Source organism: Nocardioides sp., from assembly GCF_030149505.1.
Taxonomy (GTDB): domain Bacteria; phylum Actinomycetota; class Actinomycetes; order Propionibacteriales; family Nocardioidaceae; genus Nocardioides.
This window is the reverse complement of record NZ_JASBRN010000047.1, coordinates 29,891-53,797: the sequence shown is the minus strand read 5'-3', so window position 1 is coordinate 53,797 and position 23,907 is coordinate 29,891. Positions and strand designations below refer to the sequence as shown.

At 70.9% G+C, this 23,907-nt stretch carries 29 protein-coding genes; 2 read left to right on the top strand and 27 right to left on the bottom strand.

Going from position 1 to position 23,907, the window contains the following annotated elements; translation table 11 throughout:
• Window positions 1-24: 24 nt before the first annotated feature.
• The 19 genes from Q1V71_RS10745 to Q1V71_RS10660 all read right to left on the bottom strand — a co-directional run bounded on the left by Q1V71_RS10745 (window position 25) and on the right by Q1V71_RS10660 (window position 18,006).
• Window positions 25-1,605, bottom strand: coding sequence for an FAD-binding oxidoreductase (locus Q1V71_RS10745; protein ID WP_300643684.1), 1,581 nt, complete (start codon window positions 1,603-1,605; stop codon window positions 25-27).
• Between the two features lie 3 nt (window positions 1,606-1,608).
• Window positions 1,609-2,418 (bottom strand): SDR family NAD(P)-dependent oxidoreductase, encoded by an 810-nt coding sequence (locus Q1V71_RS10740; protein WP_300643682.1) that lies wholly within the window; start codon window positions 2,416-2,418, stop codon window positions 1,609-1,611.
• Entirely contained in the window at window positions 2,415-3,431 is a 1,017-nt protein-coding gene (locus Q1V71_RS10735) for an alpha/beta fold hydrolase (RefSeq protein WP_300643680.1), read from the bottom strand. Before Q1V71_RS10735 ends, Q1V71_RS10740 begins: the two co-directional genes overlap by 4 nt.
• Window positions 3,428-4,630, bottom strand: coding sequence for an FAD-dependent monooxygenase (locus tag Q1V71_RS10730; protein WP_300643678.1), 1,203 nt, complete (start codon window positions 4,628-4,630; stop codon window positions 3,428-3,430). Before Q1V71_RS10730 ends, Q1V71_RS10735 begins: the two co-directional genes overlap by 4 nt.
• A gap of 182 nt (window positions 4,631-4,812) precedes the next feature.
• The gene (locus Q1V71_RS10725) at window positions 4,813-5,730 is read right to left on the bottom strand and encodes a LysR family transcriptional regulator (RefSeq protein ID WP_300643676.1); all 918 of its coding nucleotides are present in this window, start codon (window positions 5,728-5,730) and stop codon (window positions 4,813-4,815) included.
• Window positions 5,731-5,820: 90 nt separating this feature from the next.
• On the bottom strand, window positions 5,821-6,723 hold the full coding sequence (locus Q1V71_RS10720; RefSeq protein WP_300643713.1) for an ABC transporter permease: 903 nt from the start codon (window positions 6,721-6,723) through the stop codon (window positions 5,821-5,823).
• Between the two features lie 125 nt (window positions 6,724-6,848).
• Complete coding sequence (locus tag Q1V71_RS10715) at window positions 6,849-8,399, bottom strand: sugar ABC transporter ATP-binding protein (RefSeq protein WP_300643674.1); 1,551 nt, start codon at window positions 8,397-8,399, stop codon at window positions 6,849-6,851.
• Window positions 8,396-9,556: a substrate-binding domain-containing protein gene (locus tag Q1V71_RS10710; protein WP_300643672.1), complete on the bottom strand. Its 1,161-nt coding sequence runs from the start codon at window positions 9,554-9,556 to the stop codon at window positions 8,396-8,398. Before Q1V71_RS10710 ends, Q1V71_RS10715 begins: the two co-directional genes overlap by 4 nt.
• Window positions 9,557-10,110: 554 nt before the next feature.
• Window positions 10,111-10,533, bottom strand: a complete 423-nt coding sequence (locus Q1V71_RS10705) for an aldehyde dehydrogenase family protein (protein WP_300643711.1) — start codon at window positions 10,531-10,533, stop codon at window positions 10,111-10,113.
• A complete protein-coding gene (locus Q1V71_RS20050; RefSeq protein ID WP_367280138.1) occupies window positions 10,478-10,882 on the bottom strand; it encodes an aldehyde dehydrogenase family protein in 405 nt (134 codons plus the stop codon). The genes Q1V71_RS10705 and Q1V71_RS20050 overlap by 56 nt, the downstream gene beginning before the upstream one ends.
• Before the next feature lie 38 nt (window positions 10,883-10,920).
• The gene (locus Q1V71_RS10700) at window positions 10,921-11,598 is read right to left on the bottom strand and encodes a 3-oxoacid CoA-transferase subunit B (protein ID WP_300643670.1); all 678 of its coding nucleotides are present in this window, start codon (window positions 11,596-11,598) and stop codon (window positions 10,921-10,923) included.
• Window positions 11,595-12,254: a 3-oxoacid CoA-transferase subunit A gene (locus Q1V71_RS10695; protein ID WP_300643668.1), complete on the bottom strand. Its 660-nt coding sequence runs from the start codon at window positions 12,252-12,254 to the stop codon at window positions 11,595-11,597. The genes Q1V71_RS10700 and Q1V71_RS10695 overlap by 4 nt, the downstream gene beginning before the upstream one ends.
• The gene (locus Q1V71_RS10690; protein WP_300643666.1) at window positions 12,251-13,432 is read right to left on the bottom strand and encodes a thiolase family protein; all 1,182 of its coding nucleotides are present in this window, start codon (window positions 13,430-13,432) and stop codon (window positions 12,251-12,253) included. The genes Q1V71_RS10695 and Q1V71_RS10690 overlap by 4 nt, the downstream gene beginning before the upstream one ends.
• The gene (gene pcaC, locus Q1V71_RS10685) at window positions 13,429-13,785 is read right to left on the bottom strand and encodes a 4-carboxymuconolactone decarboxylase (protein WP_300643664.1); all 357 of its coding nucleotides are present in this window, start codon (window positions 13,783-13,785) and stop codon (window positions 13,429-13,431) included. Before pcaC ends, Q1V71_RS10690 begins: the two co-directional genes overlap by 4 nt.
• Window positions 13,782-14,519: an alpha/beta fold hydrolase gene (locus Q1V71_RS10680; RefSeq protein ID WP_300643662.1), complete on the bottom strand. Its 738-nt coding sequence runs from the start codon at window positions 14,517-14,519 to the stop codon at window positions 13,782-13,784. The genes pcaC and Q1V71_RS10680 overlap by 4 nt, the downstream gene beginning before the upstream one ends.
• Entirely contained in the window at window positions 14,516-15,478 is a 963-nt protein-coding gene (locus tag Q1V71_RS10675; protein WP_300643660.1) for a lyase family protein, read from the bottom strand. The genes Q1V71_RS10680 and Q1V71_RS10675 overlap by 4 nt, the downstream gene beginning before the upstream one ends.
• Window positions 15,471-16,010 carry a protocatechuate 3,4-dioxygenase subunit alpha gene (pcaG, locus tag Q1V71_RS10670; RefSeq protein WP_300643659.1) on the bottom strand — a complete coding sequence of 180 codons (540 nt, stop codon included), beginning with the start codon at window positions 16,008-16,010 and terminating at the stop codon, window positions 15,471-15,473. Before pcaG ends, Q1V71_RS10675 begins: the two co-directional genes overlap by 8 nt.
• Window positions 16,007-16,810 (bottom strand): protocatechuate 3,4-dioxygenase subunit beta, encoded by an 804-nt coding sequence (gene pcaH / locus Q1V71_RS10665; RefSeq protein WP_300643657.1) that lies wholly within the window; start codon window positions 16,808-16,810, stop codon window positions 16,007-16,009. Before pcaH ends, pcaG begins: the two co-directional genes overlap by 4 nt.
• On the bottom strand, window positions 16,795-18,006 hold the full coding sequence (locus Q1V71_RS10660; protein ID WP_300643656.1) for a 4-hydroxybenzoate 3-monooxygenase: 1,212 nt from the start codon (window positions 18,004-18,006) through the stop codon (window positions 16,795-16,797). Before Q1V71_RS10660 ends, pcaH begins: the two co-directional genes overlap by 16 nt.
• A 52-nt stretch (window positions 18,007-18,058) precedes the next feature.
• Here Q1V71_RS10660 and Q1V71_RS10655 point away from each other — a divergent pair, with 52 nt between their 5' ends.
• Window positions 18,059-18,829: an IclR family transcriptional regulator gene (locus tag Q1V71_RS10655; RefSeq protein ID WP_300643654.1), complete on the top strand. Its 771-nt coding sequence runs from the start codon at window positions 18,059-18,061 to the stop codon at window positions 18,827-18,829.
• A gap of 310 nt (window positions 18,830-19,139) precedes the next feature.
• Here Q1V71_RS10655 and Q1V71_RS10650 read toward each other — a convergent pair whose 3' ends face one another.
• A complete protein-coding gene (locus Q1V71_RS10650) occupies window positions 19,140-19,895 on the bottom strand; it encodes a hypothetical protein (RefSeq protein ID WP_300643652.1) in 756 nt (251 codons plus the stop codon).
• Between the two features lie 385 nt (window positions 19,896-20,280).
• Between Q1V71_RS10650 and Q1V71_RS10645 the strand changes: the two genes are divergently transcribed.
• The gene (locus Q1V71_RS10645) at window positions 20,281-20,538 is read left to right on the top strand and encodes a hypothetical protein (protein ID WP_300643650.1); all 258 of its coding nucleotides are present in this window, start codon (window positions 20,281-20,283) and stop codon (window positions 20,536-20,538) included.
• Here the strand turns inward: Q1V71_RS10645 and Q1V71_RS10640 are convergent.
• Genes Q1V71_RS10640 through Q1V71_RS10610 form a run of 7 tightly spaced genes read right to left on the bottom strand, consistent with a single transcriptional unit; the run spans window position 20,535 to window position 23,736 of the window.
• Window positions 20,535-21,083, bottom strand: coding sequence for a DUF1643 domain-containing protein (locus Q1V71_RS10640; RefSeq protein ID WP_300643648.1), 549 nt, complete (start codon window positions 21,081-21,083; stop codon window positions 20,535-20,537). The two genes, Q1V71_RS10645 and Q1V71_RS10640, sit on opposite strands and share 4 nt — an antisense overlap.
• A 14-nt stretch (window positions 21,084-21,097) precedes the next feature.
• Window positions 21,098-21,325, bottom strand: coding sequence for a hypothetical protein (locus tag Q1V71_RS10635; RefSeq protein ID WP_300643646.1), 228 nt, complete (start codon window positions 21,323-21,325; stop codon window positions 21,098-21,100).
• Window positions 21,322-21,642: a hypothetical protein gene (locus tag Q1V71_RS10630; RefSeq protein WP_300643644.1), complete on the bottom strand. Its 321-nt coding sequence runs from the start codon at window positions 21,640-21,642 to the stop codon at window positions 21,322-21,324. Before Q1V71_RS10630 ends, Q1V71_RS10635 begins: the two co-directional genes overlap by 4 nt.
• Window positions 21,639-22,046, bottom strand: a complete 408-nt coding sequence (locus tag Q1V71_RS10625; protein WP_300643643.1) for a hypothetical protein — start codon at window positions 22,044-22,046, stop codon at window positions 21,639-21,641. Before Q1V71_RS10625 ends, Q1V71_RS10630 begins: the two co-directional genes overlap by 4 nt.
• Complete coding sequence (locus tag Q1V71_RS10620) at window positions 22,046-22,591, bottom strand: hypothetical protein (RefSeq protein WP_300643642.1); 546 nt, start codon at window positions 22,589-22,591, stop codon at window positions 22,046-22,048. Before Q1V71_RS10620 ends, Q1V71_RS10625 begins: the two co-directional genes overlap by 1 nt.
• Window positions 22,592-22,598: 7 nt before the next feature.
• On the bottom strand, window positions 22,599-22,724 hold the full coding sequence (locus tag Q1V71_RS10615) for a hypothetical protein (protein WP_300643640.1): 126 nt from the start codon (window positions 22,722-22,724) through the stop codon (window positions 22,599-22,601).
• A 43-nt stretch (window positions 22,725-22,767) separates the two neighbouring features.
• Entirely contained in the window at window positions 22,768-23,736 is a 969-nt protein-coding gene (locus Q1V71_RS10610) for a hypothetical protein (protein ID WP_300643638.1), read from the bottom strand.
• Window positions 23,737-23,907: the final 171 nt, after the last annotated feature.

Below are 23,907 nucleotides of genomic sequence, written 5' to 3'. Positions count from 1 at the left end.
GGCGGGACCAGGCCGGGAGCGGGGCTATCGCGTCTGGCGCAGACGCTGCGGCCAGATGCCCTGCTTGCCGGCGGCGAGAATGCCGTTGGGGTCGACGGCGTCCTTGAGCCGCTCGTAGAAGCGCAGCATCGCGTGGTCGTTGTAGTCGAAGGTGCCGGCCACCGTGTCCATGTTCGAGGGGTGGCACCGGTACTCGCCGTACCCGAGCTTCGCGGTGGTGGTGACGAGATCGCCGCAGAGGTCGCGCGCCCGCGCTGCGGCCGGCTCGTCGGCGGTGTCATAGACCATCAGCGTCACGTGCATCATCGACCGCTCGCGCAGCAGGAAGCCGCCGATGTAGTCGAAGCCGGCCTCCTCCGAGGCGGGACGGACGAGGTCGATGATCCTTCGGCCGTCGCGGCCGGTGAGCGGGAGCACGGTGGAGAAGCCGATGTGGCCGCCCTTCGCGCCACCGACCCAGTCGCTGGTGTTGAGCATCTCCATGTCGGGGATGCCGGCCTGGACCTTGCCGCTCTGGTCGAGCGCGGAGACGTCGAGTGCGTCACCGCGCATCTTCGTCCCGGTGACGGTAATGCCGGGCACCACCGACAGCGCCTCCTTGATGTTCTCGAACTGCGCGTCGACGGTGTTCTCGCGACCGTAGAGGGCGAAGCGCATGTTCCACATGCCGAGGTTGGGGATCTGGGCGACGATCGCCTTGGAGACCTCGAACGGGATCGGCCCCTCGCCGTCGTAGAAGTCGCGGCGCTTGCCGACGACCGCGAGGGCGCCGGAGGCCGTGAAGACCGACGGGTAGTTGGGGATCGTCCGGTCGATCATCAGCGGGCGCACCGCGTCGAGCAACGCGGGCAGGTGCTCGTCGTCCTCGATCGTGACCCAGCCGGTGAGGTAGGTCTCCGGCTGGGGCATGCACCAGATGCCGGCCTGGGTCACGATGCCGTAGTTCGACTGCATGAAGAGGCTGTCGACCATGGGGCCGAAGCCGCGCTTCGACAGGTGCCACGACGGGTTGTCGGTCATCGCGCCCATGCCGGTGCGGAGCAGCTCGCCGTCGGGCAGCACGACCTGCATGCCACAGACGCTGTTGGCGCGGTCGCCGTTGACGGTGTAGCCGAAGCCGTGCTCGAGGGCGTTCCCGATCACGCTGCCCCATCCGATGTCGGGGCAGTCTGCCCACAGCCTGTGGCCGTGCTTTTGGAGGTAGTCGTAGAGCTCGTTGAACGAGACGCCCGGCTCGACGACGACGTAGCTGAACTCCTCGTTGACCTCGAGGATGCGGTTCATCCGGCGCAGGTTGACCACGATCGCGCCCGGGTTACGTGGCGCCGAGCCGCCGTACCCGTTGTTGCGGCCCTGGGAGTTGACCCACAGCTCCACGCCGTGCTCGTTAGCGATCCGGACGATCGCCTGGACCTCCTCGGTGCTGGCCGGCTGGAGCACCGCCGGCGGGACGTAGTCGGTCCACTCCAGGGGCGAGTACGGGTCGGCGAACTCCTGGCGGGTCGGCAGGTCGGTGGCGACGTGCTCCGCCCCGATCGCCGCACGGAACTTCTCCAGTGCCTCAGTGAAGGAAGCGGAAAGGGCGGGCTCGGTGTCGATGGTCATGTTTCACTCTTTCTCTGATCCGGCGGAGCCGAAGGCTGCTTCGATGCGGGCGTGCCGGTCGTGGACGACGGGCAGCATCTCGGGGTGGGTGACGAGGTAGAGGTCGCCGCGGGTGAGCCCGTCGACGACCAGTCGGCCGACGGCGGCGGGCTCGAGCGTCCGACCGGGCGGGATCTGGTCGAGCTGCGGTGGGGCGGTACGTCGTCCACCGGGGCGGTTGCGCTCGCTGTCGGCGATGGCGGTGCGCACGAGGCCCGGCACGAGGACCGAGATGCCGACCCGCGACCGCGCCTGTGCGAGCTCTTGGGCGACGGTCTCGGTCAGGGCCACGACGGCGGCCTTCGATGCGGCGTACGCCGCCATCCCGGGTGCGTTGAACAGGCCGGCCATCGAGGCGGTGTTGACGATCCAGCCGGCGTCCGAGGTCTTCTCGATCAGCGGCAGGAATGTCTTGACGCCGTGGATGACGCCCCAGAGGTTCACGTCGAGCACCCAGCGGAAGTCCTCGAGCCCGAGCTGGTCGAAGGGCGCGAGGTGGCCTACTCCGGCGTTGTTGACGACGATGTCGACCCGCCCGTACTCCGCGAGCACGCGCTCGGCCAGGGCCTGTACGTCGTCGCCGAGGCGCACGTCGGTGCGCACCGCCAAGGCGCCGATCTCGGCCGCGGCGGCCTCGAGCGGACCGGGTTCCACGTCGGCGATGACCACCCGCGCACCGGCGGCCACCAGCGCCTCCGCGATGCCACGTCCGATGCCGGAGGCACCGCCGGTGACGACGGCGACGCGCCCCTCCACGTCGGCGAGGCCGCTCATGCGTCGACCTCCGCCGCCAGTGCCGCGAGCCAGTCCGTGATCACTGCGAGGACCTCGACGTTGTTCGTCTCCAGCATCATGCCGTGGCCGTTGCCCTCGATGCCGTGCTCCTCCAGCCGCAGCAAGGTGCTGGTGCAGCCCACCTGGTCGAGGAAGTCCACGAGGTGACCGTCGAAGAACCGGAACGGCGAGGCCTGCGCGGTGACGACCGCGATCGGCACCTGCGCCAGCCCGGGCAAGGTGTGCGCAGGCTCGACCTGGAGCATCTTGGGCACCGGCCCCTCCTCGACGGTGTGCACCTTGAGCTCGGCGACGTCCGAGATCGGCGGGTCGTAGTTCATGGGCGCGGCGGCCAGGCCCCACGGCAGGGTCATGCCGGTCTGCGGCTGGCCGAGGAACGGCGGCCCGATGGTCTCCACGGCGACCAGCGCACGCACCAGGTCGGGTCGGGTGTCGGCGGCCAGGTAGGCGCCGGGCCCGCCGGCGGAGTGCGCCACGACCACGGCCGGACCGATCCGCTCCAGCAGGCTCACCAGCCGGTCGCGCTCGAGGGCGTGCATCCGTTCGGTGTCGGCGAGCAGAGGACCCTGCGAGGCGATGAACTGCGAGAACACCTCGTCCGTGCCGTCGAGAGCACCGGGCCACCGGGTGTTGGGGGGCAAGGGCGGCCCGTCGGGGCCACCGAGGAAGACCATCTGGAGGACCTCCGCACCCCACGTCGGGGCGAGCGGACCGAGGACGGCCGGGTCATGTGGAGAGCGACCGTGTCCGGGACGGTCGACCACGTAGACCGGGTGGCCGGCCTCGACGAGCAACGGGGCCCAGCCGGGACGGCCGTCGGGCGTGCTCAGGTAGTCGGTGCCCTGGCCGCCGCCGCCGTGGACGAGCACGATCGGCGGGCGGTCGCTCTCGGCGCCAGGGGTTTCCCACTCGACGTACATCGGGGCGAGCAGGACGGACCCGGCCGGACTCTGCACCCGGTCGCCGGTCACCCAGAACGAGCCGCGGGTCATCGGACCGCCTCCGCTGCGTCGAGGAGCGAGGGGGTGATGAGACCCCGCATCGCGAGCAGGTCCGAACGGCGGAACTCGCGGTCGGTCGCCATGTGGCGCAACCCGCCGAGCAGCTGTGCCTTCTCCTGCGGCGAGTGGGCGTCGAAGAGCATCCGCTTGTTCGCGGTCGCGGCCGGCGAGGCGACCTCGAGGAAGACCCGCCGCCGCTCCTCCGCATACCGGTCGAGCACGGCCTCGTCCGCGGTGCCGTGGATCACGGCCGCGAGGGCCTCGGTGAGCACGAAGGAGTCGAGGAAGCCGCCGGTCAGGCCGAGGCCGCCGACGGGGTTCGTGATGTGGGCGGCGTCGCCGGCGAGAAGCACCCGCCCGAGGCGGAAGGTGTCGGCGGCGCGCTGGTGCATGCGGTAGGGCGCGAACTGGACGAGCTCGTAGGCCGCTCCCCCGGGCATCCCCGTCGCGAAGTGCTCGTGGATGCGCTCCTCGAGGCCATCGAGGGGCAGCTCGGCGGACTCGCGGAAGGTGAAGCGCCACAGGTCGTCGGCGGTGATCTTGGCGATGATCGCGCCGTAGTGGGGGTCGATGCGCCAATTGGCGATCTTCAGGCCCTGGGCGCCGAGGTCCGCGCGGATGTTGGTGGAGACGAAGCGGTCGGGCCAGGTGATGCCGTCGAACCCGAGCCCGAGGGTCTGGCGCACCGCGCTGTTGGCACCGTCGGCGCCGACCAGCCAGTCCCCGCGAACCGTCTGCGGCCCGTCCGGACCGGACACCTGCACCGTCACGCCGGACTCGTCCTGGGTGACCCCGGTGACCTCGGTGGCGTAGCGCACCTCCGCGTTCTCCAGCGTCGCGAGGTGACGCAGGAGCACCCGGCTGACCTGGCCCTGCCCGAGGTGCAGCGTGTAAGGGTGGCGCACGTCGTCGGTGATGGCGTCGAGGGTGCTGTGGAAGTGCTCGCCGGTGGCGTGATCGATCAGGTTCATGCCGTCGCCCCGCAGGCCCTCGGCCTGGAGGTCGGAGAGGATGCCGAGCCGCTCGAAGCCGTCGTGGACGATGAAGAGGTAGGCCATCGCGCGCGGGGCGGTGCTGACGGTCTCCTCCTGGTCGAGGACCAGGACGTCGACGCCCTCCTTCGCCAGCCCGTAGGCGGTCGCGAGGCCGACAGGCCCCGCGCCGGCCACGATCACAGTGGGGTTTCTCATCCGCAGAGCTCCTGCATGACTCGGCCGCTCCGCGGCATGTCGCTGCCGCGGGTCGACGTCGCGAATCTCGCGACCTCTGTAACGTGCACTACAGGGCCGACCCTGCGCCAATGCCGAACACGCACGGCGTCATGAGGCGAGGGAATGACCCCGCGGTAGGTGCGTCCGCGGGCAGGTCGCCGTCAGGCCGGCTCGGCGTCCGGCACCAGGTGGAGCGTGCGGCTGGTCACGGACAGGGCCACCTCGGCCACCGCCGCCGCGTCCGGTCGGTAGCCGACCGCGGGGTAGGCGACCGCGACATGGGAGAGCGGCGCACCGAGCGCCGGGACAGCAGCGACGCCGGGGTGCGGGCGAAGTCGGGGCACCGAGGCCGGTACGATGCCGCTGAGCTTGCGGTAGGCGACGGCGGCCCCGAACTCGACCTCTGTCCGGGCGACGGCCCCGATTTGTGGTGTCTCCCCGTGGCGCTGGTCGACCGCCAACCACGAGGCGCCCCATGCACTCGGGATGCTCGGCGGGAGGGTCACCCACGGCTCGTCGAAGATCTCGCGGATGTCGGCGTTCGGCGCCGACGCGAGGCGGTGGCTTTCGTGCACGAGGAGATTCATCGGCTCGCTGAAGAGCCGCACGGTGTGCAGGACCGGAAGATCGACCGGCGCCCGGAGGAAGGCCACGTCGTACTCCCCGTTGAGGAGCGGTTCGATCCCGTTGGCGAAGTCGGCGTCCCGGATCTGGAGGGTGGTGTCGGGAAACCGGTCGCAGAACTCCCGGAGCACGCGGTGGGTGAGCTCGGCCAACCCGTTACCGTACAGCCCGATCCGCAGATGTCGCTTGGAGGTCGCCGTCAGCGTTCGGGCGGCATAGCTGAACTCGTCCGCGCTGCTCAGGATCCTGCGGGCCCGCTCGAGGAGCTGCGCGCCGTCGTTGGTGAGCGTCACGCCGCGGCGGTCGCGGACGAAGAGCTGGACGCCGAGATTACGCTCCAGGACGGCGATGGACCGCGTGATCGCCGACTGGGTGAGGAAGAGCCGCTCGCCGGCGACGCGGAAGTTCAAGGTGTCCGCCACCGCCACGAAGTGCCTGAGGTTTCGCAGTTCCATGTCGTCCGTGCCTGCCCAGAGTAGGTGTGTGCTGACACACATCATCCGCCGTCGCCTCGTGGTGCCGACTCCGGGCAGGCACAGGACCTGTCAGGAGGTAGCCCCCTCGCGGCGGCGGCGCAGATAGCTGGAGAGCCCGACGGCGATCAGCAACGCCAGACCGTTGAACACCTGGTCGACCCAGTCATGGGCGCCGCTGAGCGTGAGGCCGCTGACTGATGCAGCCACGAAGAGGACGCCGACGACCGTGCCCAGGACGTTGAAGCGGCCGGGTTGGAAGCCTGTCGTCCCGAGGAAGGCAGCGGTCAGCGCCGGGAAGAGCAGCGACATGCCGTTGTCGGCGTTCGCGCCGCCTGTGCGGGCGACCACGATGATGCCGGCGATCGACGCGAGCACGCTGGCCGTCACGAAGGCGATCAAGGTGTAGCGAGGACGCGGGATGCCCACGAGTACCGCGGCTCGCTCGTTGGATCCGAGTGCATAGAGCGAGCGTCCGTACGGCGTGTGGGTGAGGACGTACCAGCTGGCGATCAGGACGACGGCAACGACGTACACCACACGCGGGAGCCCGAGCCAGCTGGCCGATCCGAAGTCGGTCATGCTTTGGCTGATCCCCACGATGGCGAGGCCGCCGGTGTACCACTGGATCAGCCCCCCGAGGAGTGTCGCCATGCCCAGGGTCGACACGAACGCATTCATCCGGAACCGTGACACGACCAGGCCGTTGACGGTCCCGATCAGGACCCCGGCGATGAGGGCGAGCAGGCACGCCACGACGACGGGCAAGTCGAACCGGGCCATGCCGGCCGCCGCGACGACGCTGGCGAAGATCGCCGTGGCCCCGGCCGAGAAGTCGAAGTGCCCGGCGACGAGGGGGAACAGGATCGCGACCGCGACCAGCAGGACCACCGACTGATTGCCGAGGACGACGCTGACGTTCGCGCTGGTGGCGTAGATCTCGCGGCTGGCCGGGTAGACCGTGAAGAACAGCACGACCAAGACCAGCAGCGCCGGTAGCGCCAGTCGTTCGATCGCCGCCAGCGACCCGCTACGCCGAGTCGCGGAGGCGGTCGCGGCCGGTGTCGTCTCGGTTCGGGATGCCTCGGGTGCCTGGGTTGTCATGGGTGCTCCGTAGGTGAGAGATCGGACGGGGTGCGCATCACAGCGGCGACCAGCTCGTCCCGGGCGGTCGTGGCTGCGTCGAGGTCGTGGGCCACGACACCGTCGGCGAGGACGAGGATGCGGTCGCAGAGTGCGAGCAGCTCGTCGAAGTCCGTGGAGGCGACGACGACACCGCTGCCAGAGGCCGACAGCGACCTGATGCTGGCGTAGATCTCGCTGCGCGCCCTGACGTCGACGCCCTGGGTCGGCTCGTCGAGCAGCATCAGCCGCGGGTTGCGGCGCATCCAGCGGCCGAGCATCACCTTCTGCTGGTTGCCGCCGGACAGCTGCCCGATCGGGGTGTCGACACTCGCCGTCCGGACCGTCTGCCGGGCGACCACCTCCTTGGCGTCGCGCTGCTCGGCGCGCCGGTCCATCCGCAACCACCGCCAGTAGCCCGCCAGGGTGGTCACCGCGATGTTCTCCCGGACCGAGAGGTCGGCGAACAGTCCTTCGGTCAGGCGCTCCTCCGGCACGTACGCCACGCCGCACGCAACCGCGTCGCGCGGCGAGGACGGCCTGTAGGGGCGGCCGTCGAGCTCGATGCGACCGTCTTGGACGGGGTGCTGGCCGAAGAGCGCGCGCAGGATGGTGGAGCGTCCGGCACCGGCGAGCCCGGCCAGGCCCACGATCTCGCCGGGCCCGACCGTCACGTCCACTCCCCGTACGCCGCCGGCGACCAGGCCCGTGGCACGGAGCACGGGCGGTGCGTTTCGGTCAGGGGAGGTCGTCGGGCGCCGCACCTCGGCCAGCTCGGCCTCGGCTACCAGCGCGGCCAGCTTGGTGGCCCGCAAGTCGTGGTCGATCTCGGCGCTCACCTGGCCGTCGCGCAGCACCGTGGCGACGTCGGCGATCTGCTCGACTTCGCCGAGCCGGTGATCGACCAGGACGATCGTCTGGCCCCGGTCCGCGCGGAGCCGCAGCGCGTGCATCAGCTCCTGGCTCTCCTTCTCCGGGAGGGCCGCCGTCGGCTCGTCGAGGAGAAGGATCATCTCGTTGTCCTCCTGATCGGCGAGGGCGCGCGCGATCGCGACCATCGTCCTCTGGCTGCCACGCAGCGAGCCGAGCATGTCCTGCGGCCGGGCCTCGATCCCGTAGTCGTCGAGGAGGCGTCTGACCTGGCGGTGAAGGCCGCTCCAGCGCACCTGGACGCGTCCGAGCGCCGGGAAGCGCGTCCCCAGGGCGATGTTCTCCGCGACCGAGAAGTCGTCGAACATCCCGAGGTCCTGGTGCACGAACCGAAGTCCCGCAGCCCGGGCCGCGTGCGGGGTCATGTGGGCCGCCTCGATGGTGTGCTGCCCAATCCGCACCTCCCCCGCGTCGGCGGTGTAGACCCCGGCGATGCACTTGATCAGCGTCGACTTGCCCGACCCGTTGCCGCCGAGCAGCGCATGGACGCCTCCCGCCCCGACCTGCAGGTCCACGCCCCGCAGCGCGACGGTGCCGCCAAAGGTCTTCCGGAGGCCGCCGACAGCCAGGACGCTGTCGACGGCCGTCGGAGAGGTCACTTCTGGGTCCAGACCGCCCCGTAGAGCGACTTGAAGTCGACCTCGGGGACATAGGTGAACGTGGAGCCCGCCGCGGGGAGGTTGTTGTCGGCATCGACGACCTGGATGCCGATACCGGCCGGCAGCACCGGCTGCTTCGCCAGCACGCGCAGTGCGGTGTCGACGCCCGACCAGCCCTCCCACACCTGGTCGAACGCGGCCGTCGCGTCCTGGGCCTGGCCGCCTCGGACCAGGTCGGTGTTCGCCTCCTGGCCGAAGGCCCCGATGACTGCGAGGCCGTCCGCCCGGCCGGAGGACTGGATGGCCTGGGACAGCCCGACGAGGAACCAGGGGTCCAGCGGGACTGCGACCGCGTTCGCGGTGGGGGCCCCGAGCAGGGCCGATGAGAACTTCTGCCCGAGCGCACCGGAGGCGCTGTCCAGGTTGGTGAGGGTGACCGCGGAGGTGACCTCGCACGTCGCGCACTTCTTCAGCTCGGCCTCGAGGCCCTCACTGATCCACGGACCGAACCTCGCGTCCTCCATCTTGACCTCGAGGAGCTTCAGGTTGCCGTCGGTCTTCCCGATCAGCCAGTTCGCCTGGAGCTTGCCCAGCTCGTTCCACCACTGCTCGTTCGTCATGTTCTCGTAGCGCTGGGTGATCGCGGAGAACAGCTTCTCGCCGCCGCTCACGTCGCAGTCGTTGGCGCCGACGCCGATGGTCGTGATGCCGGCGCTCCTGGCCTCCTGCAGGGGACCTACGAAGCTCGAGCAGTCCTGGCCGATCACGAAGATGACCTGTGCCTTCTCGGCGACGCCCTGGCGGATGCAGGCCGACCAGCCCTCGGGGGCCAGCTTGCCGTCGCAGATCGTGGTGTCCCAGCCGATGGTCTCGCCGGCCTCGACGATCGCGTCTGAGGGGACCGAGCAGGTCGATAGCATCTGCCCGCATGACACGACCCATGCCTTGACGCCCGGTTCCGCAGGGACGCTCTGAGTAGGCGGCTTGCCCGCGATCCCCTCGTACGCGGCGGCGAGGCTGGCCTGCGCGTCGACGTTGCTCGCCCCCTCCGCGCCGGCGTTGGCCGGCGACGAGGTGGTCGACCCGCCGCACGCCGACGTGCTGAGAGCGAGGACGGTGATGAGGGCGCCGAAGGCACCCACACGCTTGGTGGTCATGCTGTCTCCTGGGCGAACGAATTCGCTGACGGATGCGCCCGGCCCGAGTAGGGGCAGCATCGGGGTGAAGCCACCGCACCGCGGTGGTTGATGTGTCGTCCGCCACAGCGTGTGCTGCCCTACATGCGACCGTCCAATGCAAACTTGTCGTGGTGTCATGCATCCGATTCATGACCGAGCGAAGTGCCCGCCTACCGGCGAATCAGCGGCAGTGCCCGCCCCGACAGTGGGACCGACTCCCGAGCCGGCCTGCAAGCGCGTTCGAGGCCGCGCTCATGCCCCGGCGCGAGGCTCTCGGCGAGGCGCCCACCTTCGAGGGTGCTGGCCGACGCGTCTGCGCCCGCGGGTATCGAAGCAGGCATGACACTCAACAGCCAGACGCCCTGCTGGCGCACGGCTTCGCGCACCTCGCGCTCCGCCTGGTACCTCCGACTGCACCATCACCCGCTGCACCTCGCAGGACGTGTCGAAGTTCACCGAGCTCCCGAAGTGGCCACCGACACCCGAGGCTTTGGGCTCCGCCGAAGGGTCCGCCGAAGGGTGCGCCCGACTCGTCATCGGCGGCCTGGTCGTTGATGTGGGTCGCGCCCGCCTCGATGGTCCGCGAGCTCGAGGGCCTTGAACCGGTTGGAGGTGAGGATCCCGACGGAGAGGCCGTCGGAGGAGTTGATGATCTCGATGGCCTCGTCGACCGTCTCGTAGTCGACCACCGGCGCAACGGGACCGAAGATCTCCTGCGAGAAGGCCGGGCTGTCCAGGGGGACGGCGGTCAGCACGGTCGGCCGGTAGAACGGACCGTCGTGGGTGCCGCCGGCGAGCAGCGTCGCGCCGGCGGCGACGGTGGACTCAACGACGCCGCGCTCCTTCTGCAGCTGGGCCTGGTCGATGATCGGGCCCAGCGCATTCGCCGGGGCGGTCGGGTCACCGACGAGGAGGTGTGCGGCCTTCTCGGCCGGCTTTGCGACCTTCTCGGCCAGCTTGTCGTTCGGGAACGAGGTGGCGACCGGTGGCCACGCAAATCTGGCCCTGCTGCTGGAAGGTACCCACGTCCCGGAGGAGGCAGCCGCGTCGATGTCGGCATCGGGAGCACCGGACTCGGGGACCAGCCATCGGGGTGAGGCGTTCGGGATCGGCCTCGAGCAACGCAGCAGCGCGCGCCATCACCGCGGCTCGGTCGGTGTAGGGCAGAGCCACCCAGCCGGGGTGCGCCGCCCACGCTGCCGCGACGGCTCGATCGGGGTCGTTGATGTCGGCAGCGCTGACCGTGGCGATCGCCTGTCCCGTCGCGGGGGCCAGGACCTCGGTGGTGCCGGCACCGCCGGCCACGAACGCGCCACTGAAGATGCTGCCGTCCTAGGGGTTGCTCATCGGATCTCCTTCGAGGGGTGGGGTGGATCGGGCGCTCGGGTGCCGTCGCGGAGCGGTACGTCGAGCCGCCGCTCCAGGTCGTCGTACGTCGTTCCGAAGGTCTCGCGCACGATGGCCTCGCCGCCGACGAGGTCGAAGACCGCGAGGTCGCTGTAGACGCGGGTCACGCAAGCCACGCCGGTGAGGGGATAGGTGCACTCGGGGACGAGCTTGGGGGATCCGTCCTTAGCGAAAAGGGTCATCATCACGAAGACACTCCGAGCGCCGATGGCGAGGTCCATGGCGCCGCCGACTGCCGGGATCGCGTCGGCCGCGCCGGTGTGCCAGTTAGCGAGGTCGCCGGTGGCAGAGACCTGGAAGGCGCCCAGCACGCACACGTCGAGGTGGCCACCACGCATCATTGCGAAGGAGGCTGCTGAGTCGAAGTAGGAAGCCCCTGGGAGCTCGGTGACCGGTTGCTTGCCAGCGTTGGTCAGGTCGGGATCGTGCTCACCCTCGGCAGGACGTGGGCCCATGACCAGCATGCCGTTCTCCGTGTGGAGGACAACGCCGGACCCGTCGACGAGGTGGTCCGCCACCTGGGTCGGCAGACCGATTCCGAGGTTGACGTAGGACCCGGGCGGGATGTCGCGCGCCACCAACGCTGCAATTTCGTCCTTCGTCAGTCCGCTCATACCGCTACTACCTTGTCCACATAGAGCCCAGGTGTCACGACCGCCTCCGGGTCGAGCTCACCGATGTCGACGACCTCGTGTACTTGCACGATGGTCGACCTTGCGGCCGTCGCCATGACCGGTCCGAAGTTCCGCGCGGTCTTGCGATAGACGATGTTGCCCATGCGGTCGGCCCGATGAGCCCCGATGAGCGCGACATCCCCTCGGATCGGCGCCTCGAGGACGTGGAGTCGTCCGTCGATCTCGCGCGTCTCACGTCCTTCGGCCAGCGGTGTGCCCGCACCGGTCGGCGTGAAGAAGGCACCGATGCCCGCCCCAGCGGCGCGCATCCTCTCGGCCAGGTTCCCCTGAGGGACGAGCTCGAGCTCGATCCGTCCTTCGCGGTAGAGGCCGTCGAAGACCCACGAGTCGACCTGTCGCGGGAAGGAGCAGATCATCTTGCGCACCCGCCCCTTCGCCAGCAAGGCCGCCAGCCCGGTATCCCCGTTACCGGCGTTGTTGGAGACAACCGTCAGGCCGGTCGCGCCCTGCCTGATCAAGGCGTCGATCAGCTGGACCGGCATCCCTGCCATCCCGAAGCCGCCGATCAGGACCGTCGAGCCGTCCTCGACCTCGGCGACCGCCTCGTCGGGACTGACGCACAGCCTGGCGCTCACGACGTGCTCCCAGCGACGTTCTCGAGGACGACGGCCAGCCCTTGGCCCACACCGATGCAGATCGCTGCGACGCCCCAGCGGTCGCCGCTGACGCGCAGTCGCTCCGCGAGGGTGGCCAGCACTCGGCCGCCGGAGGCGCCAAGCGGGTGGCCGATGGCAATCGCGCCGCCGCGGGCGTTGACCGCCTCGGGATCGACGTCCCAGGCATCCAGGCACGCCAGCGACTGCACGGCGAAGGCCTCGTTGAGCTCGACGGCGGCCACGTCCGACCACGTGATGCCCGCGCGGGCGAGGGCTCGGTTGGTCGCCTCGACCGGCGCGTAGCCGAAGTCGCGGGGATCGTTGGCGAACACACCCCGACCAGCGATCCGTGCGATGGGATCGAGGTCGGGTATCGCGCCGGCGGCACCCAGCAGCACTGCGGATGCGCCGTCGCTCAGTGGCGAGGCGTTTCCGGCCGTGATCGTCCCTTCGGCCCGGAACGATGGCTTGAGGCCGGCCAGCTTCTCGACAGTGGAGTCGGGGCGCACGCCCTCGTCACGCGTCAGGCCACCGACAGGCACCACCCAGCTGTCGTAGAAGCCGTCGTCCCACGCCGCGGCCGCGAGCCGGTGCGAGCGGGTGGCGAACTCGTCCTGCCTCTTCCTCGAGATGCCGAAGCGCTCGCTCAACAGCTCGTTGCACTCGCCCAGCGAGGCGGTCCATCCCTCCGGCATCGCCCGGTTGACGAGCCGCCAACCCAGCGTGGTCGAGACCAGCTCGGCGTTGGCAGCGGGATAGGCGCGAGACGGCTTGGGCAGCACCCAAGGGGCGCGGGTCATGGACTCGACGCCACCCACGAGCAGGACGTCGGCATCGCCGGACTCGATCGCCCGGGAGCCCTGAATCGTCGCGTCCAACGATGAGCCGCACAGCCGGTTGACGGTCGTGGCCGGCACCGAGGTCGGCAGTCCCGCCAGGAGCACGGCCATCCGGCCGACGTTGCGGTTGTCCTCACCGGCCTGGTTCGCGCAACCCCAGCACACGTCGTCGACCCGGGTGGGGTCGAGAGCCGGAGCCCGGTCCATGAGGCCCGAGATCACCGTGGCGGCGAGGTCGTCCGGGCGGCTGTCGGCGAGTGCGCCACCGAAGCGGCCGAAGGGCGTGCGGGCGTAGGCGTAGACGAATGCGTCCCTCACAGGACCTCCTTGGCGATGCGGAACGCTGTGTTGGCGTCGGGTACGCCGCAGTAGATGGCGGTCTGCAGCAAGGTCTCCTGGATCTCGTCACGGGTGACCCCGTTGCGGATCGCCGCCTTGAGGTGCATCGCCAGCTCCTCGTGGTGCCCGCGCGCGACGAGCGCAGTGATGGTGATGAGGGACCGGCTGCGCCGGTCGAGTCCCGGGCGAGTCCAGACGGTGCCCCAGGCGTACTCCGTGATCATCGCTTGGAAGTCTTGGTCGAGGCCGGTGGTGTCGGCCGTGGCGCGGTCGACGTGCTCGTCGCCGAGCACCTCACGCCGGACGACCATCCCGTCGTCGTACTTTGTCATCGTCGGCCTTCTTCCTGTATCTGCTCGGCGAGAGATCGAATAATCTCGGCGACTCGTTCGGGCGCCTCGGCCGGCGCCTGGTGGGCGACGTCGTCGAGGACCACCAGGCGTCCCCGCTGCACTCCGGCGGCGACCTGACCCACGAGCTCCGGCGAACAGACCGCGTCGTGCGCGCCGGCGACCGCGATGACCGGCGCGGAGATCTCGCCGAGGCGGTCGGTCACGTCGAACGCGGCGAGCGCGTGGCAGAGGGCCGCGTAGCCGGTCGGGTCGGTGTCGCGCAGCGCGTGCAACAGCGCGGAGGCACGGTGGGGGTGGCGCTCGATGAAGGTGGGGCCGAACCAGCGGCTCGCGGTCGCGGCGACCAGCGAGGCCGTGCCGGAGGCGCGCACCTGGGCGATGCGCTCAGCCCATGACTCCGGGGTGCCGATGCGCGCGCCGGTGCAGCACAGCACCGCGCCGAGCACCCGGTCGGGCGCGTCGAGGAGGAGCTGGAGCCCCACCTGGCCGCCGATGGAGTCGCCGGCGTAGAGGAAGGGGCCCTTCACCAAGGCGAGGACCCGCTCGGCCAGGGCAGCAACGGTGAGGGCTTCGGGGACCGGTGAGGTGTCGCCGCCGTGCCCTGGCAGTTCGAGTGCGACGACGTCGAGGTCCCACCCGAGCAGCCGGGTCACGGGCCCCCAACAGGTGGCCGCCGTCGTGCCGAGCGAGGGGCCGAGCACGAGGGTGGTCACCGGGCCGCCTCCGCCGCCGCGAGGTTGGCGGCCATCCGGTCCTCGTGGACCCGGAGCCCGCTGAGGAGGTCCGCGACCTGGCTGGTGGCCACCGTCGTGCGCCGCACCAGCAGGCGCAGCGTGTCCCACTCCGCGTGCCAAGCGCCGTCGGCGCGCTCGTCGACCTGGTCGGCCGCGCACAGGTGCAGGTTGGCGAGCAGGTGGGGCGCGGTCAGGGCGGCCCGGCGCACCAGCACCGAAAGCACCGGGTTGGCCTTGTGAGGCATCGACGACGACCCCCCGCCGGTCGACTCGGACAGCTCGCCGATCTCTGGGCGGGAGAGCTCGAGGACGTCGCGCGCGACGCGCCCGCAGGCATCGGTGGTGGCGGTGAGCGCATCGGCGGCTCGGGTGAGGGGTCGGCGGTCGGTGTGCCAGGCCGGCACGTCGGCGAGGCCTAGGCGTGCCGCGAGCCGGCCATCGCGGGTGGTGCCGACCGGGCCGCCGCACTGGACGGGGTAGACCAGCCCGGCGAGGTCGTCGTCGGCGTCGGCGAACCCTCGTCGCCACGAGGAGACCTTGTCGCCGAAGGTGATGGGCAGCGCCCACTGGGTCAGGGTGCGGCCGACCATCGGGGTGACGCCGTGGGACTCCGCGAGGTGGTCGAGCGCGCCGAGGGCGGCGGCGAGGTGGCGGCGCACCTCCTGCACGGCGTCGCGCAGCATCAGGACCACGGCGGTGTCGACGACGTCCTGGCTGGTGAGCCCAGAGTGGACGTCGACGACCGGGTTGGCTTCCGACAGCGCCGCGACGAGCTGGATCACCGCGTTGCCGCCGGGTTCGGCGTCGAGGCGCACGTCGGGGACGACGAGCTCGGTGCCGGCCCAGGCCTCCTCCACGCGCACCATCGCCGCGACGAAGGCGGCGTCAGTGAAGAGGTCAGCAGCCCGGGAGTCACCGGGCCAGAAGAGCTCACTCATCGCCGAAGTCGAGGAAGACGGTCTCACCGTCGCCCTGGAGGCGTACGTCGAAGACGAGGCCGTCGGCGTCGGCGGCTGCGAGGAGCGTCGCCCGGCGCGCGGGGTCCAGCCGCTCGAGCAGCGCGTCGCTCGCGCCGGGAAGGTAGGCGCGAGTGAACAGGCGGTGGGTCAGGCCGCGGGCGAAGACGGCGATCGCGAAGAACGGCGCGGCCTCCCCCGGCACCAGCGTGGTGAAGGAGTAGCGGCCCTCGGCGTCGGTTGCACTGCGCCCGAAGCCGGTGAAGGTCCAGCCGTCGCGCCCCAGCGAGCCGGCCCGCTGCACGACCGCACCCGACTCGTCGGCCTGCCACAGCTCGAGGAGCGCATCCGGCACCGGCTCCCCGGCGCCGTCGGTGACGGTGCCGTGGAGGCGCACGGATCCGGGGGCACCTCGCGGCACCAGCTCGCTGTCGCCGTCGTAGGTCAGCGCGAAGTGGAAGAACGGCCCGACCGTCTGGCCCGCCGTCGGGATCGGCGTCGGGGTGGCAGTCACGACTGGTCCTCCTCGAAGTCGGACTCGAGCGGGGTGCGGTGCGTCCCGGTGAGCACTATGTCCCACCGGTAACCCGTGGCCCACTGGTGTTGGGTCAGGTCGTGGTCGTAGGTCGCGACGAGGCGCTCGCGGGCCCGCGGATCGACGATTGACTGGTAGATCGGGTCGAGGGCGAAGAGCGGGTCCCCGGGGAAGTACATCTGGGTCACCAGCCGCTGGGTGAAGTCGGTCCCGAAGACCGAGAAGTGGATGTGGGCCGGCCGCCAGGCGTTGTGGTGGTTGCGCCACGGATAGGGGCCCGGCTTGATCGTGGTGAACCGGTAGCGGCCCTCGGCGTCGGTGAGGCACCGGCCCATGCCGGTGAAGTGCGGGTCGAGGGGCGAGGGGTGCTGGTCGCGCTGGTGGATGTAGCGGCCGCCCGCATTTGCCTGCCACACCTCGACGAGCTGGTGGCGCACCGGGCGGCCCTCGCCGTCGACGACGCGGCCGGTCACCACGATGCGCGCGCCGATCGGCTCGCCGCCCCGCTGGATCGTCAGGTCCGACTCCAGCTCACCGACGTCGCGGCGGCCGAACACCGGTGCCCACAACTCGATCCCCTCCGGGTCGACCTGCTGGAGGTCCTTGGTCGGGTGGCGCAGCAGCGAGGAGCGGTACGGCGGGTAGTCGCGCCGCGGCTGCAGCTCCTCGAAGCCGGCGACGTCGTACTTGTGCGACGTCTCCCGGATCTCCTCGTCGATCACCGGCTGCCGCTCCAGCCCGGTCGCCGGGTCGCGCTCGGTGGTCATGCCGTCGGCCATCCGGTGTATCCCTCCGCGAGGTAGGTGGAGCCGGCCTCGGACGAGACCAGGCTGGTGAGCTCCCCGAGTTGGCGCAGCTCGTCGAAGCCGCGGTGCGCCTCCTCGCCCGGGGCCCGGTGGAGCATCGTGGTCATCCAGTAGGAGAAGTGCTGCGCCTTCCAGACGCGGGCGAGGGCACGCTGGGTGTAGCTGGCGAGCACCTCGAGGTCGTCCTTGCGCAGGGCCTGCTCCACGACCTCGGCCAGCACCCGGGTGTCGGCGAGCGCGAGGTTGAGCCCCTTGGCGCCTGTCGGGGGCACAGTGTGCGCGGCATCGCCGGCGAGCAGGAGGCGCCCACTGTGCATGGGGGTCTGCACGAAGGACCGGAACGGGAGCACCGTGCGCTCGATCACCCTGCCCTCCTTGAGCTGGAACCCGTCCGACCCGGCGAGCCGGGCCTGCAGCTCGCTCCAGATCCGGTCGTCGGACCACGAGCTCGCGTCCTCGGACGGGTCACACTGGAAGTACATCCGCTGGACCGAGTCGGTGCGCTGGCTGATCAGCGCGAAGCCACGGTCGGAGCGCGCGTAGACGAGCTCAGGGCTCGACCTCGGCGCCTCGCACAGGATCCCGAACCAGGCGAACGGGTACTCGCGGAAGTGGCGGCGGTGGCCGGGCTCCCGCTGCGCGACGAGGTCGCGACAGATCGAGCGGGAGCCGTCGGCGCCAACGACGAGATCGGCGCTCACCTCGTGCGGTACGCCTTCTGCGTCGTCGTACGTCACCCGGGGAAGGTCGCCGCCGAGGTCGCGGACCGCGGTGCCGCTGATGCCGTAGCGCACGTCGCCGCCGTCGCGCACCCGGGCCGCGTGGAGGTCGACGAAGACATCCGTCTGCGGGTAGAGCCATACCGAGGCGCCGACGAGCTCCTCGAAGTCGATGTGATGGCTCTCCCCGCCGAAGCGGAGGTAGATGCCGCCATGCCGATCTCCGTCGGTGATGACGCCCTCGCGGCCAGCCTCGTAGACGCCGGTCTCGGCGAGCAAGCGCACGCTGTCGCGCTCGAGGATGCCCGCCCGGTGGGTGGTGCGGATCTCCTCGACTGCCCGGTTGTCCATGACCACACTGTCAACGCCGGCGCGGTCCAGCAGGTGGGAGAGCATCAGGCCCGCCGGTCCGCCGCCGACGATCGCGACCTGGGTTCGGGTACTGGTCATGCCGCGACCGTAGGGAGCGGCGCGACACCCGTCACCACCTGAATGTCACTGAGTGGAATACGATCCCGTCATGGCGGGAGGGTCGGCACCGGGAGCGTCTCTGGTCGACCGCACCGTTGCCGTGCTCGCCGCCTTCGATGAACGCCACCAACGGCTGCGACTGGCCGACCTCGCGACGCGCAGTGGTCTCACACCGCCAACAGCCCTGCGCATCCTTCGCCGGCTTGTTGCCACAGGCGCGCTCGACCGCGACACGGCCGGCTACTACACCGTCGGCCGCCTGATTTGGGACATCGGCCTGCTGGCGCCCGTGCAGACGGGACTTCGCGAGGTGGCCGCACCCTTCCTGCAGGACCTCCAAGCGGCGACGCGCGCGACCGTGCACCTCGCGGAGCGGGACGGCGACGCAGTCCTGTACCTCGACCGCCTGTCGGGCGTCACGTCCGTCCCGGTGGTCAGCCGCGTCGGATCGCGACTGCCGATGCACGCGACCGGAGTCGGCAAGGTCCTACTCGCCCACTCGCCCGCCGACGTGCAGCAACGCGTGCTCGCCGGCCTCAGCCGCCACACGCCGTACACGGTCGTCGCGCCGGGGACGATTGCACGCCAGCTCGATCGCGTGATCAAGGACGGCTATGCCACGACGCAGGAGGAGATGACGCTCGGGGCATGCTCCGTCGCCGTTCCCGTTCGTGATTCGAGTCGTGAGGTGGTGGCCGCACTGGGCGTTGTCGTGCCTTCCCTGCGTCACGCCAGGCAGCGGCTGTTTGCCGCGTTGAGCGTCGCGACGGCGGGCATCACCCGCGAGCTGTCGCATTCGTAGCTGAAGTCTCGTGCACCCGGCTCCCGACACCGACGGCGGGCCGGCTCGGCGGTGTACTACCCGCCAGCTGTGCGGATCGAGAGTCGCTGACCGGCGCGACCCCACCGCGGACGAACGAGACAGTGAAGCCGACGAGCGTGTCCGCGCGGCGAACCACCGCGAGGTGCCCCAACCGGACCCCTCGTGGACGCGCGGCGGACCGTGCCTCCGACGAACGAGACCACGCGGCAGACAGGCGGGACCGCGCAGCCGACAAACGCCACCTTGCCCGCCGCCGGGCGGGGGCCCGCCGCGGGAGTCGACTCACACGTCAATGCGCCAAAAGTTGGCCACGGCACCTTGCGCGTTGCGACCCAGCGGTCTCGGCGTGCAGGTCGCGGTAGCGGGGGAAGTCCGGCAGGGCGATCACGCTGCCCCAGCTGGGCTCCTTGCCGCGGAGCCGCATCGCGGCCAGGACAGCTTGCGAGTACCAGTGGCCGGCCTGGGTGCTCGGGCTGGTGCGCTTGGCCTCGCCGGCCCGTGCGGGGTCGGCGTAGCTGCGGCTGGGGAATCCCTTGACCTCCACGCCGACGGTGCGGCCATCGCGGGAGGCGATGACGTCGCCGTGCTCCTTGGTGGCGGTGTTGGCCACCGAGAGGATGCGCCAGCCCTCGCCGGCCAGGGCGGTGACCAGGGCGGCCTGGACGTTCGCCTCGGTGTGCCACTCCCCTGCTCCGAGCTCCACTGGGGCCGCAGCGGCAGGTCGCGCGGCCGGCGTAGCAGGCACCGGAGGGGCAGCGCCGGCGGGCAACGGCGTCGTGCGTGGTTCGACGTCGCCGGCGACCTCGAACCCCAGCGCGGCCAGATGCCGGCGCGCGGTGTGGGAGATGAACTCCGAGCGCGGGATGCCCGTGGCAACCTCGAAGGCCTGGACGGCCGGGAACCATGTGTCGTTGACCCTCACCGCATGCTTGCGGATCGCGTCCGGGGCAACGTCGACCAGGCGAGCCTCGACGTCCTCGCGCGTCAGCTCGTGGCGCTGACCGTTCAAGGTGAACCGAATCGCCGCACGGCCCTGACTGCTCATGGCCCGAAACTACGGCACTCGGCCGACACAAGAGGTCGGTTCAGCCTTCGAACACTTGTTCTACCCTAGGTGTCATGGCGGGCGGCGGTTACGGGCGCGGGGCAGGCATCCCCTTGAAGGATCGCGTGCGCGTCGACCACACCGGTCACGGCGCATCGCGGCCGCCGTCAGTTGCCGCTGGTCCCGAGCATCCCGGGCGTCACTGTTGGGTCAGCGTTCCCGTCGACACGTCGCAGCCGCGGCCGGGACTGCTCCTGGAGTGGCGGCGAGCCGGGCACCTGTGGGAGGGACGGGTCGTCTACGTCGCGCAGCTGCGCCCGGGCCGGTGGGCCACGGTCGAGGAGTGGATCCCGGCCGAGTTGCTCAGCACCGAGTGAGCGCCGACGTGTCTGCCAACCCGCCGAAGAACGACGCGTGGCGGCCGTACGGCGACGTGCGGTTCGTGCTGATCCGGAACACCGGCCGGCTCAAGCCGTCCCGGGGCCTCATCCTCGACTGGAAGCGTGAAGGCCGGCGATGGGAGGCGCTCGTGGTCTGGCACGACGACGCCGCGCTCAAGCCGGTCGTCAAGATGGACTGGCTGCGGATGGAGGACCTGATCCCGGTCCCGGTCGACCCGAACTGGACCGGCCAGGGTGGCTAGGCGTGTGTCGCCATTGCGCTGTTGAGCACGGGTTCCCACCGGGTCGGCTGGGCGTCCTTGCGCAGGTACAGCGGGTGTCGGGGCTGCCCTGCCTTCGTGAGCCCCAGGGCGGTAACCGCGCCCGCGAACTGCATCACCTCAGCACCGCGCTCGGAGCGTGCGTTCGCGCCCCAGGCCGCCACCACCGGGGCTCCCGCGATCGCCGCGGCGTCGAGGACGGCGCGAAGGTGCGCGTCGTTGTCCGGGCCGACGGGGTCCGCGGCCTTCCATAGGTCGTCGGGATCGGTAGCCCGGTAGGCGTACAGGTTGACCACGATCAGGCCGCCCAGGCCCCAGTCCCGGGCATAGCCCATGCAGCGCCGGATCGTGGGGTCGTCGTGCTCTGCGTCGGCGGTGGACGGGTTGAGCATGATGAACGTGGCTCGCGGCTGTTCGGGGCGCCAGGTGCGGGTGAGTCGGTAGCGGTACTGGCCGCAGCTGGACAACGCCGCGTCGCTCGACGGCATCCCAGGAGCATCGAATCGACCCTGCTTGTCATCAGCCACCAGGATCGGCCTCCTCATGCGACGTCGAGCTCGGCGACCGTGGCCTCGTCGTCGAGGTCCTCGAGGGCGAGCGGCGGCACCCAGCCCTGTTCCGTCGCATACCGCCGGGCCCGGGTCGCGCTGACCCGCTGCGGCCGCGTGGTCTCCGGCGGCAGCGTCATGCACAGCTCCTCGAACAGGGCGTCGGCCTTGCTGGCCGTGGCGACGGTCAGCCGACGTTCCCCACGCACGATCGGGATCACGTTCGCGGGGTGCCGCGTGACACCGCGGCCGACCGCTCCTGGTCCAGCACCGCGCCATCGGCCAGGCGCAGGGGCGTCGACCAGGCGGGGTCGAAGGCGTAGAGCTTCTCGGCGGTCTCGCGCAGGATCCGCCGCGACGGCGTCTGGGAGCCGTCGGGCTGGCGCTTGCCGTACATCAGCTTCCACAGCGCGCCGTGGGAGACGCCCGAGCGCACGGCGATGGTCTTGAGGCCCATCCCGGCCTCGCGCAGCTCCTGGACGTGCAGCCGCAGCGGGTAGGCGTCGGCGTACCGGTGGTAGCGCCCGTAGGCCTTCAAGGCGGTTGCGTTCGTTCTGCGCGGCGGAGTTGGCCTCCGCGCACGGGGTGCAGCGGCAAGCGGTCGAGGACGTAGCAGGCACGGGTTCCGTGCTCGTGGTTGGCCTGCTTGTGGTGGCAGGGCTTCGGGGTCCGGTCGACCGCGGCGGCGCGCTCCTCGGCCAGGGCGGCGCGCAGCATCGCCTCTTCCTGCTTGCGGCACGAGTGCCGGGCGAACCAGTAGCGGGCCTCGGCGGCGCCGGCGTTCTCGTAGACCGCCTGGAAGCCGCAGCGGGCGCATCGGTGCCGGCGGGTCGCCCGGCGTACGCCGGCGGCGCACGCGTGGTCGGTGGCGGCCGCCTTCGCCTTCTCCTTCGTCTTGTACTGGCGCGACCAGCCGCACCCGCACACCGCCCGGGCCGCCATCAGCTGACGTCTCTCCGCGTGGCCGGCTCGGCCTGGGCCAGTCGCGCCTCGGTGGTGGCCACTGCCCTCAGTAGGGCTCCCTGCAGCGTGTGCGGCATGGGCTCGGGCTCGGGGTTGAGCTCGGCGGGCACGACGACGCGCAGCGTTCGCGGCCCGTGGGGCACCAGGAGGCCCCAACCGTCGGGGAGGTCGTCACGGACGATGTCTCGCGCGGCCGCGACGAGCCACCAGTAGTGCATGTGGGGCCGGAAGGCGGCGGCCTTCGACGGGTCGCGCAGCTCGGCGAGCCAGTCCGAGCGTGACACCTTCACCTCGTGGCCGTGGAACACCGGCGGGAAGGCGACGGGCTGCTCGCGGGCCCAGGGCGTGGAGTGCATCGAGGTGGCGACGAAGTCGCAGATGCGGTGGCGCTGCAGCCGCAGCCCGGCCGGCACGTGCTCGGCGCGGAGGTACTTCACGCCGCTCCAGCCGCCGTTGGTGACGCGGCTCGAGTAGCGGACGGTCAGCCGGTCCAGCATCGACCGTTCGGTGTGGGCGCTGCGCATCGTCGGCTCACTCGGTGCGAGGTGCGTCGGCCCAGGTGAGCAGGTCGGGTGCTGCGTCCAGGACGCGCTCGACGCTGACGGTCCACATCCAGTCGACGCGGACAGCCGGCGGCTGGGTGGTCAGGGTGATCATGGGTGGTTCCTTCCTGTGACGTTGGGGCTTGGGTTCGGTGTAGCTACGCCAGGAGCGCGAGGGCAGCGGCGGCCAGCACGGCGATCCAGACGGCGACGAACAGGCCGCGCCGCAAGGCGCTGATGGGGTGCGGGTTCCCGGGGTTGTGCCAGCTCGCGGCGATGAACCCGACGCCGGCGACGGTCATCCCGGCGGCGCTGATGAGGACCGAGGGAACGGCGGTCAGCAGCCCGATCGGCAGCGCCGCGATGCAGAGCGCTACGCCCGTCCAGGTCAGGCGACCGATCCAGCGCGGCCGCGGCCGTGTCAGCTCCGGGGTCTCGGGGTCGAGGCCGTGGAGGACTGCATGGGCGCGATCGCCGGCGCGGATGAGGCGGCGGTGGGTGTCCTGATCGCAGTTGCACCGGCCGGCTTCCAGCGCCTCGCCGATCGCTGCAGCTGCAGCCTGGATCTCGTCGTCGAGCTCGACCAGGGCGAGCACGCGGGGGTCAGTGGCGGCGGAGGCGGTGTGCGGCGGTCGCACGATGGTGTCGTTGGAGAGCGCTCGGTGGAGCCGGCCGGCCATGACCAGGTCCTCGGTCCGTGCTCGAGCGCCGCCGCAGATGGGCGACGTCGTCTTCTCGGCCTTGGCCCGCAGACCCTCCAGGAGGCGGCGGTGTCGGTCGTTGAGTCCGTCGAGGTCCTCCAGCCTGATCGGCAGCGCGTCAGGGGCGATCCCGCCCAGCGCCACCAGCGCCTGGTTCAGCCGGTCGATGCGCTTGCGGGTCAGCTCCTCGCGCTCGTGCTCAGGCAGCGAGCGCCAGGCGCGGTGGGCGCGCCGGCAGACGAACCAGTAGCCCACGCCGACTGCCAGGGAGACTCCCGCCAGAACCCACATGACGACCGCCACCACGCCGTTCAACCGCTCGGTGATCGCGGCGAGCTCGGCCGGCGCGTCTGCTGACGTGGGAGCGCCCTGGGTGAGCCACCTGATCAGGAACGGCCCGGTGCCCATGAACAACGCGAAGGCCACCGGGGACAGCCACGGCCGCCGCCCAGAGGCGACATCGAGGCCCAGATCGAGGAGCCACGGGGCCGGCCGGTCGGCGGATCCGCGCGACGTCGCTTCGCGCTGCGGCGTGTTGTGCGGTGGGTGATTCATGGTCTCTTCCTCCCGAGTGCGGTCCTGGTCGACGTCGGCCGG

Bases quoted from the DNA above. Each gene is read 5' to 3' on its own strand.
- Q1V71_RS10745 (WP_300643684.1), bottom strand. From the start codon at position 1,605: ATGACCATCGACACCGAGCCCGCCCTTTCCGCTTCCTTCACTGAGGCA.
- Q1V71_RS10740 (WP_300643682.1), bottom strand. From the start codon at position 2,418: ATGAGCGGCCTCGCCGACGTGGAGGGGCGCGTCGCCGTCGTCACCGGC.
- Q1V71_RS10735 (WP_300643680.1), bottom strand. From the start codon at position 3,431: ATGACCCGCGGCTCGTTCTGGGTGACCGGCGACCGGGTGCAGAGTCCG.
- Q1V71_RS10730 (WP_300643678.1), bottom strand. From the start codon at position 4,630: ATGAGAAACCCCACTGTGATCGTGGCCGGCGCGGGGCCTGTCGGCCTC.
- Q1V71_RS10725 (WP_300643676.1), bottom strand. From the start codon at position 5,730: ATGGAACTGCGAAACCTCAGGCACTTCGTGGCGGTGGCGGACACCTTG.
- Q1V71_RS10710 (WP_300643672.1), bottom strand. From the start codon at position 9,556: ATGACCACCAAGCGTGTGGGTGCCTTCGGCGCCCTCATCACCGTCCTC.
- Q1V71_RS10700 (WP_300643670.1), bottom strand. From the start codon at position 11,598: ATGAGCGGACTGACGAAGGACGAAATTGCAGCGTTGGTGGCGCGCGAC.
- pcaC (WP_300643664.1), bottom strand. From the start codon at position 13,785: ATGACAAAGTACGACGACGGGATGGTCGTCCGGCGTGAGGTGCTCGGC.
- Q1V71_RS10675 (WP_300643660.1), bottom strand. From the start codon at position 15,478: ATGAGTGAGCTCTTCTGGCCCGGTGACTCCCGGGCTGCTGACCTCTTC.
- pcaH (WP_300643657.1), bottom strand. From the start codon at position 16,810: ATGGCCGACGGCATGACCACCGAGCGCGACCCGGCGACCGGGCTGGAG.
- Q1V71_RS10660 (WP_300643656.1), bottom strand. From the start codon at position 18,006: ATGACCAGTACCCGAACCCAGGTCGCGATCGTCGGCGGCGGACCGGCG.
- Q1V71_RS10650 (WP_300643652.1), bottom strand. From the start codon at position 19,895: ATGAGCAGTCAGGGCCGTGCGGCGATTCGGTTCACCTTGAACGGTCAG.
- Q1V71_RS10625 (WP_300643643.1), bottom strand. From the start codon at position 22,046: ATGGCGGCCCGGGCGGTGTGCGGGTGCGGCTGGTCGCGCCAGTACAAG.
- Q1V71_RS10620 (WP_300643642.1), bottom strand. From the start codon at position 22,591: ATGCGCAGCGCCCACACCGAACGGTCGATGCTGGACCGGCTGACCGTC.
- Q1V71_RS10615 (WP_300643640.1), bottom strand. From the start codon at position 22,724: ATGATCACCCTGACCACCCAGCCGCCGGCTGTCCGCGTCGACTGGATG.